This is a genomic window from Microbacterium enclense, from assembly GCA_038182865.1.
Classification (GTDB): Bacteria; Actinomycetota; Actinomycetes; order Actinomycetales; family Microbacteriaceae; genus Microbacterium; species Microbacterium enclense_B.
This window is the reverse complement of record CP116226.1, coordinates 2,937,639-2,949,781: the sequence shown is the minus strand read 5'-3', so window position 1 is coordinate 2,949,781 and position 12,143 is coordinate 2,937,639. Positions and strand designations below refer to the sequence as shown.

General features: G+C 71.4%; 10 protein-coding genes. 4 read left to right on the top strand and 6 right to left on the bottom strand.

Going from position 1 to position 12,143, the window contains the following annotated elements; all coding sequences use genetic code 11:
* The first annotated feature begins 14 nt into the window (after positions 1–14).
* Both PIR02_13860 and PIR02_13855 read left to right on the top strand, forming a co-directional pair.
* Positions 15–1,256, top strand: a complete 1,242-nt coding sequence (locus PIR02_13860) for an LCP family protein (GenBank protein WZH35848.1) — start codon at positions 15–17, stop codon at positions 1,254–1,256.
* Between the two features lie 65 nt (positions 1,257–1,321).
* Positions 1,322–2,485 (top strand): glycoside hydrolase family 3 N-terminal domain-containing protein, encoded by a 1,164-nt coding sequence (locus PIR02_13855; GenBank protein WZH35847.1) that lies wholly within the window; start codon positions 1,322–1,324, stop codon positions 2,483–2,485.
* Positions 2,486–2,621: 136 nt separating this feature from the next.
* On the opposite strand, the gene PIR02_13850 is transcribed toward PIR02_13855, so the two are convergent.
* Both PIR02_13850 and PIR02_13845 read right to left on the bottom strand, forming a co-directional pair.
* Positions 2,622–3,608 (bottom strand): hypothetical protein, encoded by a 987-nt coding sequence (locus tag PIR02_13850; GenBank protein WZH35846.1) that lies wholly within the window; start codon positions 3,606–3,608, stop codon positions 2,622–2,624.
* Positions 3,574–4,167 (bottom strand): sigma-70 family RNA polymerase sigma factor, encoded by a 594-nt coding sequence (locus PIR02_13845; protein ID WZH35845.1) that lies wholly within the window; start codon positions 4,165–4,167, stop codon positions 3,574–3,576. Before PIR02_13845 ends, PIR02_13850 begins: the two co-directional genes overlap by 35 nt.
* Before the next feature lie 122 nt (positions 4,168–4,289).
* Here PIR02_13845 and PIR02_13840 point away from each other — a divergent pair, with 122 nt between their 5' ends.
* Positions 4,290–8,480, top strand: coding sequence for a DUF3418 domain-containing protein (locus PIR02_13840; protein WZH35844.1), 4,191 nt, complete (start codon positions 4,290–4,292; stop codon positions 8,478–8,480).
* Positions 8,481–8,553: 73 nt separating this feature from the next.
* Here the strand turns inward: PIR02_13840 and PIR02_13835 are convergent, their stop codons facing one another.
* Positions 8,554–9,048 carry a MarR family transcriptional regulator gene (locus PIR02_13835; GenBank protein ID WZH35843.1) on the bottom strand — a complete coding sequence of 165 codons (495 nt, stop codon included), beginning with the start codon at positions 9,046–9,048 and terminating at the stop codon, positions 8,554–8,556.
* Positions 9,049–9,088: 40 nt separating this feature from the next.
* On the opposite strand from PIR02_13835, the gene PIR02_13830 reads away from it, so the two are divergent.
* Positions 9,089–9,979, top strand: coding sequence for an EamA family transporter (locus tag PIR02_13830; protein ID WZH35842.1), 891 nt, complete (start codon positions 9,089–9,091; stop codon positions 9,977–9,979).
* Here PIR02_13830 and PIR02_13825 read toward each other — a convergent pair.
* The 3 genes from PIR02_13825 to PIR02_13815 are packed head-to-tail and all read right to left on the bottom strand — an operon-like array spanning position 9,930 to position 12,143.
* Positions 9,930–10,439, bottom strand: coding sequence for a hypothetical protein (locus PIR02_13825; GenBank protein ID WZH35841.1), 510 nt, complete (start codon positions 10,437–10,439; stop codon positions 9,930–9,932). The genes PIR02_13830 and PIR02_13825 overlap by 50 nt on opposite strands.
* Positions 10,440–10,443: 4 nt before the next feature.
* Positions 10,444–11,505, bottom strand: coding sequence for a C45 family autoproteolytic acyltransferase/hydrolase (locus PIR02_13820; protein WZH35840.1), 1,062 nt, complete (start codon positions 11,503–11,505; stop codon positions 10,444–10,446).
* Positions 11,502–12,143, bottom strand: a complete 642-nt coding sequence (locus PIR02_13815; GenBank protein ID WZH35839.1) for an FMN-binding negative transcriptional regulator — start codon at positions 12,141–12,143, stop codon at positions 11,502–11,504. The genes PIR02_13820 and PIR02_13815 overlap by 4 nt, the downstream gene beginning before the upstream one ends.

Sequence of the window (12,143 nt, the reverse complement as noted above, 5' to 3'; positions counted from 1 at the left end):
GCTTTACTGACGCCGTGCCCACCGAACCCCCCGCCGCTCACGCGCACCGTCGTCCCGTCTCGGGGTGGCGTCGCGCTCTGAAGCTCGTCGCGATCGCGCTCACCGTGGCGGTCGTCGCCGGGGTCGCCGTGGGCGGCTTCTACGCCTGGTCACTGTCGCAACGTCTCCAGGAGGCGGCGGTGCCCCTGCGCGATGCACCGACCCAGGCGCCGACCCTGAGCGAGTACGCGGGCGCGTTCGATGTCCTCATCGTCGGCACCGACGAGTGCGACGACCAGGTCAAGGAGGCCTTCGGCGAGCGCTGCAGCGACCCGGGCGCCGAGGGCGACCGGAACGACGTCAACCTCCTCGTGCACGTGTCGGACGCCCCGCGACGGGCGACCGTGGTGTCGTTCCCGCGCGACCTGCAGCTGGAGATCCCCGCGTGCACGAACGAGGACGGATCCGTGTCGTCGGGAACGGGGAAGGCGTCGATCAACACGGCGTACGAGGCCGGGGGCCTCACGTGCGTCGCCGACACGGTGTCCAACCTGACCGGGCAGAGCATCCCCTTCGCCGCGAAGGTCAGCTTCGGCAACGTCGTGAACATCACGGACGCGGTGGGCGGGGTCGAGGTGTGCATCGGCGGCGACGGCATCGACGACTACGACGCCGGCATCGACTGGGAGCCCGGACCGCGCGTCGTGCAGGGCTACGACGCCCTGGCGTTCCTGCGCACCCGCAAGGGCATCGGCGACGGCAGCGACCTCGCCCGTATCGGCAACCAGCAGCAGTACATGTCGCGCCTGCTGAACAAGGTGCGCAGCGACGAAGTGCTCACCAACCCCGCCACGCTGCTCGGCTTGGCCAACACTGCGGTGGACAACGTCACCCCGAGCGAGAGCCTGGCCGATCCCGTCCGCATCGCGCAGCTGGCCTACACGCTCAAAGACGTCCCGCTCAGCGACACCACCTTCGTGCAGTATCCGGTCACCGACGACCCCGACGACCCCAACCGCGTCGTGCCCGACCTCGACGCCGCAGCCGTCCTGTGGGACGCGCTCGCGCGCAACGCACCGATCGCCCTCACCGGCGAGCTCGGCGCGAACGACGGGGTGACGCTGGACCCTTCGGCTCCCACCGCCGAACCCACGACTCCCGAGACCCCCACGCCGGGCGCGACGGATGCCACACCGGCACCCGAGGTCGTCGAGCTGCCGCAGAACGTCAGCGGCAGCAAGGCCGACCAGGCGACGTGCTCGGTGGGACGCGGCTGATCCCGACCGCCGCGCCGCGCCGCAAGGGGCGCGGCTTCGCGCCACCGGTACGAGAGCATCGGAGGGTGAAGACCGCCCCCCGCACCTCGGCCCTGCTGCTCCTCGCTGCCCTCACCCTGACCGGGTGCGTGCCTCCCCCGGCGCCGGCACCGAGTCCGACGGCATCCCCCACCCCGTCTCCGACCGTCACGCCGACGCCCACGCCGACCGCCGACCCCCTGGCCGGGATGAGCCTCGACGACAAGGTCGGGCAGATGTTCATGGTGGGGACCTCCGTCGACGGGGCCGACCAGACGACGCTGTCCGCCGTCGGTGACGACCACATCGGGGGGATCTTCCTGCACGGCAGATCGGATGCCGGCACCCAGGCGACGGCCTCCCTCGTCTCGACCTTCACCTCGGCGCAGGCGGCGGGGCAGCCCCTGTTGTGGGTGGCGACCGACCAGGAGGGCGGCGAGGTGCAGGTGCTCTCAGGTCCTGGCTTCGACGAGATCCCCTCGGCCGTCGACCAGGGCCAGCAGGACGATGCCACCCTCCGAAGCAACGCGGCGACGTGGGGCGGACAGCTCTCGCAAGCCGGTGTGAACATGAACCTCGCCCCCGTGGCCGACATCGTCACCAGCGCCGAGACGGCGCAGAGCAACCCGCCGATCGGCGAGCTCGCGCGCGAGTACGGCTACGACGGAGCGACGGTGGCGGCCAAGGCGGGCGCGTTCGCCGCCGGGATGCGCGACGGCGGGGTGCTCCCGACGTTCAAGCACTTCCCCGGTCTCGGTCACGTCGGCGACAACACCGACACCACCGCCGGGGTCACCGACGACTTCGTGACCCCCGACGGCGCCGACGTGGGCGTCTACTCGACCGTCCTGCCGCAGGGGCCGGCCGTCGTCATGCTGTCGACGGCGATCTACGACAAGATCGATCCGAACGCCCCCGCCGCCTTCTCCCCCACCGTGGTCGGCGTTCTTCGCGACACGGTGGGCTTCGACGGCGTCGTCACCACCGACGATCTCTCGGCCGCTCAGCAGGTGCAGGCGTGGTCGCCGGGCGACCGGGCGACCCTCGCCGTCGAGGCGGGCATCGACCTGCTCCTGGTGTCGGCGGATTCGTCGGTCTACCCCGAGATGCATCAGGCGGTGCTGGCGAAGGCGCAGAGCGACAGCGACTTCGCCGCGAAGGTGGATGCCGCCGTGACCCGCATCCTCGCCGCGAAGGCGTCGATGCCCTGAGCGCGCACGCCCGGGCGCTCGGCAGAGCGGCCCCGCCGTGAGACGGGGCCGCTCCGTCACTCGCCGGGTAGCGGTATCGGGAGGGGCTCGGTCGGCGGAAGGGTGAGCGCCCCGGGCGTGACCGCGGAATCGCCGGTCACGGTGCGTCGTCCACGACGGTGGTCGTGATCGCCGTGAGCTCGATGATCTCGTCGGGTGTGGACCAGCCGAAGGTCTGCGCACCCGCGACCGTGCGTTCTCCGATGACGAGACCCGTGGCGGGGTCGATGATGATCTCCTGGCGCTCGCCCCACCGGACGGGTTCCACGCGGCCGATCGCGATACCCGGTACCCCGTCGAGGTTCTCCACGCCGTCGACCGACGCCACACCGGGGATGCGCGAGAGGGCATCCAGGAGCGCGGCTCTCTGCGGTGCGGGGACGAGGCCCGAGCGCAGGATGTCAGTGATCCGCACGAAGTTGTCTTCGTCGCGCGAAGCGGATCCTCCCCGGTACTGGCTGTCGACCCACGCATAGGCCTCGGCTCCGTCGAGAGGAATGGCCGTCACGTCACCCTGCTGCCACGAGGACTCCGGGCCGTAGAAGAAGCCCCCCGCGGCGCGGTTGGTCTCCACCGACGCGCCCGTGAGTCCCGGAAGGTCACCCCAGTCGCGTACGAGCACCCACTCCGTGTCCGGATCGACCGGCTTGTACACGTCGAGGAACTGGTCGTTCGGCGCGCACACCATCTGATCCGGACCGTCCGCATCGGTGGAGCCCGAGCAGTTCATCCACCGCGCGTGAGTGAGCGAACGCAGGTACTGGCCGGGAGCGATCCCGGCATCCGTGGTGCTGAGGGTCGCGGCCGCGGCCTGCCGCAACACCTCGCTCGCCTGCGCGGACTGCACGCCGAGGTTGATGTTGCCCGCCAGGAGGACGCCGGTGAGCGCCGTCACGGTTCCGGCGGCGATCCACGTGGCCCGGCGGAGGGGGCGGCGGCGACGCTTCCGAGGCGCGACGTGCGCCGTCGGGGCAGCCGGGGCGGCGATCCGGGCCAGCAAGGCCGCGCGCCCGGCATCCAGGGTCTGCTCGCTGGGCGCGAGAGTGTCGTCACGCGTGCTGCGGAGCAACGTCAGTTCGTCCATGGTCCGTCTCCTGTTCGAGGGTGTCGGTTCCCGCGGCGCGACGGAGGATCCGCCGTGCCCGATTGAGTCGTGAGCGCACCGTGCCGATCGGCACCTCGGTGGCGGCCGCGATCGCGGCGTAGTCGAGGTGACCCCACGCGTACAGCAGCAGCGTGTCGCGGTCGGCGTCCGAGAGTTTTCGCAGCGCCGCAGTGAGCCGGCGCGTCAGGCGCTCGGCATCCACGCGGGCGCCCGCTCTCTCGATGAGGTCGGGCGCCACCTGTGCCGCCATGTCGGCGGCCATGCCCTTCCACGCCACGGCTTCGAGTCGTGCATGCTTGCGCATGAGACGCGTCGCGATGCCCAACAGCCACGGACGGGCGTCGACCACCTCCCGGTCGTAGGCGTCACGCCGCTCGAACGCCACGAGGAACGTCTCGCTCATCACATCGTCGGCTGCGTGGTTGCCCAGCCGCTGTGCGAGATAGCGGTACACCGCCGGGGCGTGGCGGTCGTACAGCGTCGCGAAGACGGCCGGGTCGACATGCGACCGGGCGATCAGTTCGTTGTCTGTGCTCACACTCGTATTGCTCGACTCCCCCGTTCGAGTTCACGGTTTCTCACTGATCCTCTCGCGAACGTCGAACGAGGCGCCGTACCGTCCCGCGACGGGGACGCCACACAGCGATAAGCTGAAAGGCTGTGTCTGTCGAACCCGTCATCGTCTACCCGCCCGAGCTGCCCGTCAGCGCCGCGCGGGACGAGATCGCGCGCGCGATCCGCGACCACCAGGTCGTGATCGTCGCCGGAGCGACCGGGTCCGGGAAGACGACGCAGCTGCCGAAGATCTGCCTCGAGCTCGGCCGCACCTCCATTGCGCACACGCAACCCCGCCGCATCGCCGCCCGCACCATCGCGGAGCGCATCGCCGAGGAGATGCAGGTCCCCCTCGGCTCCACCGTCGGCTACAAGGTGCGTTTCACCGACAAGGTGTCGGCCGACACGCGCGTGGCGCTGGTCACCGACGGCATCCTGCTCAACGAGATCCACCGCGACCGGCTCCTCCGCCGCTACGACACGATCATCGTCGACGAGGCGCACGAGCGCTCCCTCAACATCGACTTCCTGCTCGGTTACCTTCGCCGCATCCTGCCGAAGCGCCCCGACCTCAAGGTCATCGTCACCTCGGCCACGATCGACCCGGAGAGCTTCGCGCGCCACTTCGCCGCCGCCCCGTCTCAGCCCGGCGGCGAGCCGGTTCCCGCGCCCGTGATCGAGGTGTCGGGCCGCACGTACCCCGTCGAGATCCGCTACCGACCGCTCGACGGCGCGGACGGGCCGGGCGAAACTCCTGAGAATCCGGACGCCGACAGCCCCGAGCCCCCGTCCTCCCGCGGCCGCGCCGCCGCGGCGTCGCAGAGAGTCAGGAGTTCTGCACGGCACGGGGGCAAGACCGGCCGCCCCGACGACGACGCGGACGAGGTCGGAGCCGTCGTCGCGGCCCTGCGCGAGCTCGACCGCGAGCCCGCGGGCGACGTGCTCGTCTTCTTCCCCGGCGAGGCCGAGATCCGCGATGCCGCGGACGCGATCCGCGGGGCATACCAGAAGGACGCCGCCCCCACCGAGGTCCTCCCCCTCTACGGGCGCCTCTCCGCGGCCGAGCAGCACCGCGTGTTCGAGCGGTCCACCGTCGCCGGAGTTCGCCGACGCATCATCCTCGCCACGAACGTCGCGGAGACGAGCCTCACGGTCCCTGGCATCCGGTACGTCGTCGACACCGGCACCGCGCGCATCTCGCGCTACAGCAACCGGTCGAAGATCCAGCGCCTGCCGATCGAGGCCGTGTCGCAGGCGTCGGCGCAGCAGCGTTCGGGGCGCGCGGGCCGCACCTCTCCGGGTGTGGCGATCCGGCTCTACTCCGAAAACGATTTCACGCGTCGTCCGGAGTACACCGAACCCGAGATCCTGCGGACGTCGCTGGCATCCGTGATCCTGCAGATGCTGTCGCTCGGGTTCGGCGATATCCAGGCGTTCCCCTTCCTCACGCCGCCGGACTCGCGCGGCGTCAAGGCGGCGTTCGATCTGCTCGTCGAGCTCGGCGCGGTGAAGCTGCCGGCGCCGGGCGTGGGAGCGCGCGATGACCGCCCCGACCGCGATCCGTCGCGGGGGCGCGGCAGACGGGACGGGCACGATGACGACCGCGGCCCCCGGCTGACCGAGATCGGCCGCGAGATCGCGCGCCTGCCGATCGACCCGCGTTTCGCCCGCATGCTCATCGAGGCGCGTCGGACAGGCGTGCAGAGCGAGGTGCTCGCGATCGTGTCGGGCATGTCGATCCAAGACGTTCGCGAACGGCCCGAGGACCGCCGCGAAGAGGCGGACCGGTTCCACGCGCGGTTCACCGACCCGTCGAGCGATTTCCTGTCGCTGCTGAACCTGTGGGACTACCTGCAGGAGAAGCAGGCCGAGCTCGGCTCGAGCGCCTTCCGGCGCCTCTGCCGCAGCGAGCACCTCAATTACGTGCGCGTGCGCGAGTGGGTCGACGTGCACCGGCAGCTGCGCTCACTGGGGGCCGAGCGGAGCGACGGCGCTCGCGGCGACGCGCGTGCCGCCGGGCGTGGCGTGGAGAACCGCGTCCCGCATATGGCCGGTTCGGGCGGCTCCAGGCCACGACAACGGGGACAGACGGAGACACCCGAGGGCCACGCGCAGGGCGACGCGATCCACCGCGCGATCCTGTCGGGACTCCTGTCTCACATCGGCATCCTGGATCCGCGCACGATGGCGCAGACCAAAGACCGCAAAGCCCCCGGCGACGCGCGAGCGACCAGAGGCGAGTACACCGGCGCGCGCGGCGCGCGGTTCGCGATCTTCCCCGGCTCGGGCTTGAAGAAGAAGCGTCCCTCCGCCGTCATGGCCGCCGAGCTCGTCGAGACCTCGCGACTGTTCGCCCGCACGGTCGCCGCCGTCGATCCGGCGTGGGCCGAAGAGCTCGCCCCCGACCTCGTGAAACGCTCGCTCAGCGAGCCACACTGGTCGAAGGACGCCGGCTCCGCCGCCGCCTACGAGAAGGTCACGCTGTTCGGGGTCGAGCTCGTCGGCCGCCGTCGCGTGCAGCTCGCGCGGTTCGACCGGCCGCTGGCGCGCGAGATGTTCGTGCGACACGCGCTGGTCGAAGGCGAGTGGGACCCCTCGGTGCTCGACAAGCGGCTCACGGCGTTCCTCCGCCGCAACGTCGAGCAGCGCCGCCTGCTCGAGAAGATCGAGGAGCGCGAGCGCCGCCGCGACATCCTCATCGGCGACGAGGCGGTGTTCGCGTTCTACAACGCGCGTATCCCCGCCGACGTCACCGACGTGCGCTCGTTCGAGGCCTGGTGGAAGGATGCCGTCCACCGCACGCCGAACCTTCTCGACCTGCGCGAGTCCGACCTCACCGGCGACCGCGCCCAGGGCGATGACCGGGCCTTCCCCGCGCGCTGGCGACAGGGCGATCAGACGCTCAACCTCGCGTACCGCTTCGAGCCGGGCGCGCCCGACGACGGCGTGACCGTGGTCGTGCCGCTGCCGCTGCTGGCGCAGCTGCGCCCCGACGGCTTCGACTGGCAGGTGCCGGGGATGCGCGACGAGCTGGTGACGGCGCTGTTGCGCGCGCTGCCGAAGACGATCCGCCGCAACGTCGTCCCCGCCGCCGACTGGGCCGAGAAGTTCAGCGCCGAGTTGGCGGAGAAGGGACCCGAGCACACGAACGGGCTCCCGAAGACGACCCTCGTCGACGCCCTCGCCGCCCTCGTGCAGCGCGTGGCGAACCAGCGCGTGAGCGCCGCCGACTTCGAGCTCGAGCGTGTTCCCGGTCATCTGATGCCCTCGTTCCGCGCGGTCGACGCCCGGGGTCGGGCCGTCGGAAGCGATCGCGACCTGCCGACCCTGCAACGGCGACTGGCTGAGAGAGCACGGTCGAGCGTCGAGTCGACGATCGCGCGACCGGCGCAGAAGGCGGCGAAGGTCGCCGAAGCCTCCCCCGCGTTCGCCTCGCGCACGAAGCTCACGACCTGGGATCTCGACGAACTCACCGAGGTCGTCGACACCCCGGTCGCCGGTGGTGTCGTGCGGGGGTACCCTGCGCTCGTCGACGAGGGCGACAGCGTGGCCCTGCGCGTCGAGGCGACCCCCGAGGATGCCGGGAAGCACACGCGCGCCGGCATCCGTCGCCTGATGCTCCTCGCCGTCCCCTCGCCGGCGACGTACGTGCTCGACCACCTCACCGCCAACGAGAAGCTCGCCCTCGCGGCGTCTCCTTACCAGAACGCGAAAGCACTCATCGAGGATGCTCGCGTGGCCCTGGCCGACGACGTGCTGCTGCGCGAGAGCCCGAGCGGTGCGGTGCGCACGAAAGCCGACTTCGAGCGCGTGCGCAATGCGTTCTCGGCCGCCTCCGTGGACCGCACGTTCCAGACCGTCTCCCTCGCGGCGAAGATCCTGCTCGCGCAGCGCGAAGTCGACCGGGCGATGAAGGATGCCTCGTCGATCACGTTGCTCGGCGCCCTCAACGACGTGCGCGGTCAGGTGAAGGGCCTCCTCTTCCCCGGGTTTCTCTCGCGCACGGGGCTGCCCCGCCTGCAGCACTACCCCCGGTATCTCGCGGGCGCTCGGGAGCGCGTGACGACGTTGTCCGACAACCCCGGCCGCGACCGCCAGCGCATGACCGAGTACGAGCGCGCGGCCGCCGGTTTCGTCGAGGCCGGGGGCACCATCCCCCTGCGCGCCGACGCTCCTGCGAACCTCGTGCAGACGCGCTGGTTGCTCGAGGAGCTGCGCGTGAGCCTGTTCGCGCAACGCCTCGGCACCGCCGAGCCGGTGTCGCCGCAGCGCATCGCGAAGGCGCTGAAAGGCTGAGCGTCCCCGTCGGGCACGGCGTGCGCGACACGGGGGCCTGAAACCCGCCGACCACCCGCGGGCGAGAGGGCGATCACACGCCGAGCGCGGAACCCCACTCGCGCAGCAGGGACTCGAGCGTGCGACGGTCGGCGGGGCTCAGCGCCGCCAGCAACCTCTCCTCGTTGGCCACGTGGGCGACGAGCGCCTCGTCGATCACCCGTCGTCCGGCATCGGTCAGCGAGACCACGCGCCCACGACCGTCGTCGTCGCTCGGGCTCCGCGCGACGAGACCGGATGCCACGAGCCGGTCGACGCGTTTGGTCACCGCCCCGGTGGTCACCATCGTGTGACGCGCGAGTTCGCCCGGGGCGCACGCGTACGGCTCGCCGCGGCGGCGGAGGGTCGCCAGAATGTCGAACTCCCCCTCGCCGAGACCGAAGCCGCGGAAGACCTCGAGCAGTTCGGCCTCGATGTGGTCGACGATCCGACTGAGGCGGCCGACGATCTGCATCGGCGAGGCGTCGACATCCGGACGCTCGGTGGCCCACTGTGCGACCAGGGCGTCGACGTGGTCTGTCTTCGTCATGACACCCATGATACCTTCCACGGAAGCTATAGTTCCTTCCATGGAAGATAAATGGCGCCTCATCCTCATCACCGCCGTGGCGCCGATCGCGTGGGGAGCGACCTACGTCGTCACGCGGCATCTTTTGCCGCCCGACGCTCCCCTGTGGGGGGCCGCGTGGCGAGCCCTGCCCGCGGGACTGCTCCTCTGGGCCCTCGCGCGTCGGCGTCCCCGCGGTGCCTGGTGGTGGAAAGCGCCCGTGCTGGGACTGCTGAACTTCAGCGCGTTCTTCGTCCTCATCTACCTTGCCGCCCAGCTCCTTCCCTCCTCCGTCGCCGCGTCGATCATGGCGCTCGCGCCGGTGGCTCTCGCGGGACTCGCGTGGCCCCTCCTCGCGCAACGACCGACCGCACGATGGGCGGCGGGTGTCGTCCTCGGCATCGCCGGCGTGCTCCTCGTCGTGGGGCTCGGGGCAGGGGCCGTCTCTCCGGCCGGGGTCGTGGCATCCGTCGTGGCCCTCGTCGCCTCATCGCTGGGCGCGATCCTCACCACCCGGTGGCGGGACGACACGCCCCTCCTCGCCACCACCGCGTGGCAGCTCACCGCGGGTGGGATCGTGCTCGTCATCGCCGCCGCGATCGTCGAGGGACCGCCGCCCCGCGTCGAAGGGGTCGCCGTGGCCGCCTACGCGGGGATCGCGGTCGTCGCGACAGCGCTCGCGTTCGTCTGCTGGTTCACCGGACTCCGCTCGCTGCCGGCGGGGACGGTGGGCCTCATCGGCCTGCTCAACCCTGTGACGGGCGTGGTGCTCGGCGTCCTCGTCGGCGGCGAGGCCATCACGCCCGCACAGGTGCTCGGCATCGCGCTCGTGCTCGCGTCGCTGGTGATCGCCCGACCCCGCGTCACTCGACCCACCCCGCGACGAACATCATCGTCGCGCTCCCCGTCATGAGAAGGGCGTGCACGCGCGGGCCGGCGTCTCGGAGGGCACGAATCCCGAGCACGCTCACCCCGGCGTAGAGCACGAAGAGGAGAGTGACGAGGGTCGACAGCCCGTCGACGGACGCGTGATGGTGCGCCGCGTCGGTCGCCCCCGCCGACATCCGGGCCATGATCGCCGCCATGAGCAGCAGCGCCACCGTCTCGGGGACGGTCGTCGACGACGCGCGCGCCCGACGGGCGCCGGCCGCGATCCTCGTCCCCACCGCGATGAGCACGGCGACGAGGATCTGCGCCGACACCCACCAGACGGGATCGATCCGGTGCCACAGCATCGCATCCGCCATCGCCGCCGTCATCAGCGAGGCGGCGACCAGGGCTCCCCCCTGATCCCGGCGCAGCCGCACCACGAGGAGGCCCGTGGCGACCGTGGATGCGGCGAGCGCACCACCGTGCAGAGCGTCGGCGAACACCCGCTCAGCTCGCCGCGACGCGGCGCCACGACAGCCCGTCGATGTCGGCGGGCGCCCCGGCGGCGAACTCCAGCGCCGCTGTCTCGACGTCGATCGCGACGGTCAGCTTCGTCTCCCACCGCAGGTGCTCCGGTTCGTCGGCGCGCGCCCGCACCGAGATCCCGGGACCGGACACCGCTCCGAACGCGCGGGCGCGCTCGCGCGCATCGGCGATCCGAGCGGATGCCGCGTTGTCGACGAGGCAGTCGTACCGCGGCCCGCTCGTCGTCGGGTACGGCGAGTACTCCCCCGCCGCGAGTTCGGGAGCGAGGAAGTGATTCGTGTGCGCGAAGGTCTCGCCTGCGCGCACGGGAAGGACCGCGATCGCCGCGGGCGTGACCTCCAGGGCGGCCGCCGCCCCCCGCACGACGACGGTGAGGACGCTGGAGGCGGCCAGAGGAACGGACCGCGCGATGTCGACGGCTTCGTCGAGGGTGCCGGCACGGTCCAGGATCATCCGGGAGAGCACGTGCACAGGCACCCCGTCCTGCGACCCGTCGGAGCGGTGATGGAGGATGTTGAAGTGCACCCCGAGACCCCGGTCGTTGACACCGATCTTCGCCGGCTGACCGAACTCGCAGAACGCCGCCACCCGTGTGCCCTCGGTCGTCCGCCAGCGCCGGACGAGGGTCTCGTTCGAGAGCGTCTCGTGCCAGTCCCAGGTCTGCAGGGTGCGGGGCGCCGCTCCGGCGTCGGGGACGTGGACGATCGTGGAGCACTCCGGAGAGGGCGTCATCCGGGCGAGCACCTCGGTGCGGGCCGTCAGCAGCAGGACGTCGTCGTGGTCGAGGCCGCTCCCCTCCGCGACTCCGCGGAACTCCGCGGCCACCTCGGGCGCGAACCCCTCCGTCGCCTCCCCGCACGCGCGAGCGACCTCGCGGGCGACCTGCGCCGAGACGCCCGACTGCGCGAACAGGTTCCGATACGACGAGACGGCCGCGTGCAGCTGGGGAGCCCACGCCCTTCCGAGACGGCGGCCCTCGGTCTCGGCATCCGCCGTGCCCGCCGACCACTCGTGCACGATCATGCGTTTCCTCCCACGCGTTCGACGAGACTCGCCACATCGCCGTAGCGATCACCCCGTGCGCGAGCGGCCGCCACGACACGCGACCGCACGTCGGCGGGCTTGTCCTGGCTCAGTTTGAACACCGCCTTCTGCTCGATCACGTCGAAGCGGAACGACACGACACCACCGACGATCCGCTCGAAAGTCGCCAGGGATGACGTCGGATCCCACGCCGTGGGCTCGAGGGCTTCGAGCTCCTGCACCGTACGGGTCACCACGTGCATGCTCGCGTCACGGTCGTCGAGCACCGTCACCCGCGCGGTCAGGTGCACGGCGGCGTAGTCCCAGGTCGGCACGTTCGGGTCGTCGGCGTACGCGGTGGGCGAGACGTACCCGTGGGGCCCCGAGAAGACGAGGAGGACGGGCTGGCCGTCACGGAGCGACGTCCACTGGGGATTCTTCCGCGCGATGTGTCCGAGCAGCTCGGCCCCCACGAGGGTGGTGTCGTCGGGGACGTCTTCGACGACCACCGGGGTGTGGGTCGCAGTCGGAGCGGCGTCGGCACCTCCGCCGGAGATCACCAGGGCGAACGGATGCTGACGCACGAGGTCGATGACCTCCACCGGCGAGGGAGCGCGGTAGGCGGGGAACTCGTGCAT

Bases quoted from the DNA above. Each gene is read 5' to 3' on its own strand.
- PIR02_13850 (WZH35846.1), bottom strand. From the start codon at position 3,608: ATGGACGAACTGACGTTGCTCCGCAGCACGCGTGACGACACTCTCGCG.
- PIR02_13835 (WZH35843.1), bottom strand. From the start codon at position 9,048: ATGACGAAGACAGACCACGTCGACGCCCTGGTCGCACAGTGGGCCACC.
- PIR02_13830 (WZH35842.1), top strand. From the start codon at position 9,089: ATGGAAGATAAATGGCGCCTCATCCTCATCACCGCCGTGGCGCCGATC.
- PIR02_13820 (WZH35840.1), bottom strand. From the start codon at position 11,505: ATGATCGTGCACGAGTGGTCGGCGGGCACGGCGGATGCCGAGACCGAG.
- PIR02_13815 (WZH35839.1), bottom strand. From the start codon at position 12,143: ATGCACGAGTTCCCCGCCTACCGCGCTCCCTCGCCGGTGGAGGTCATC.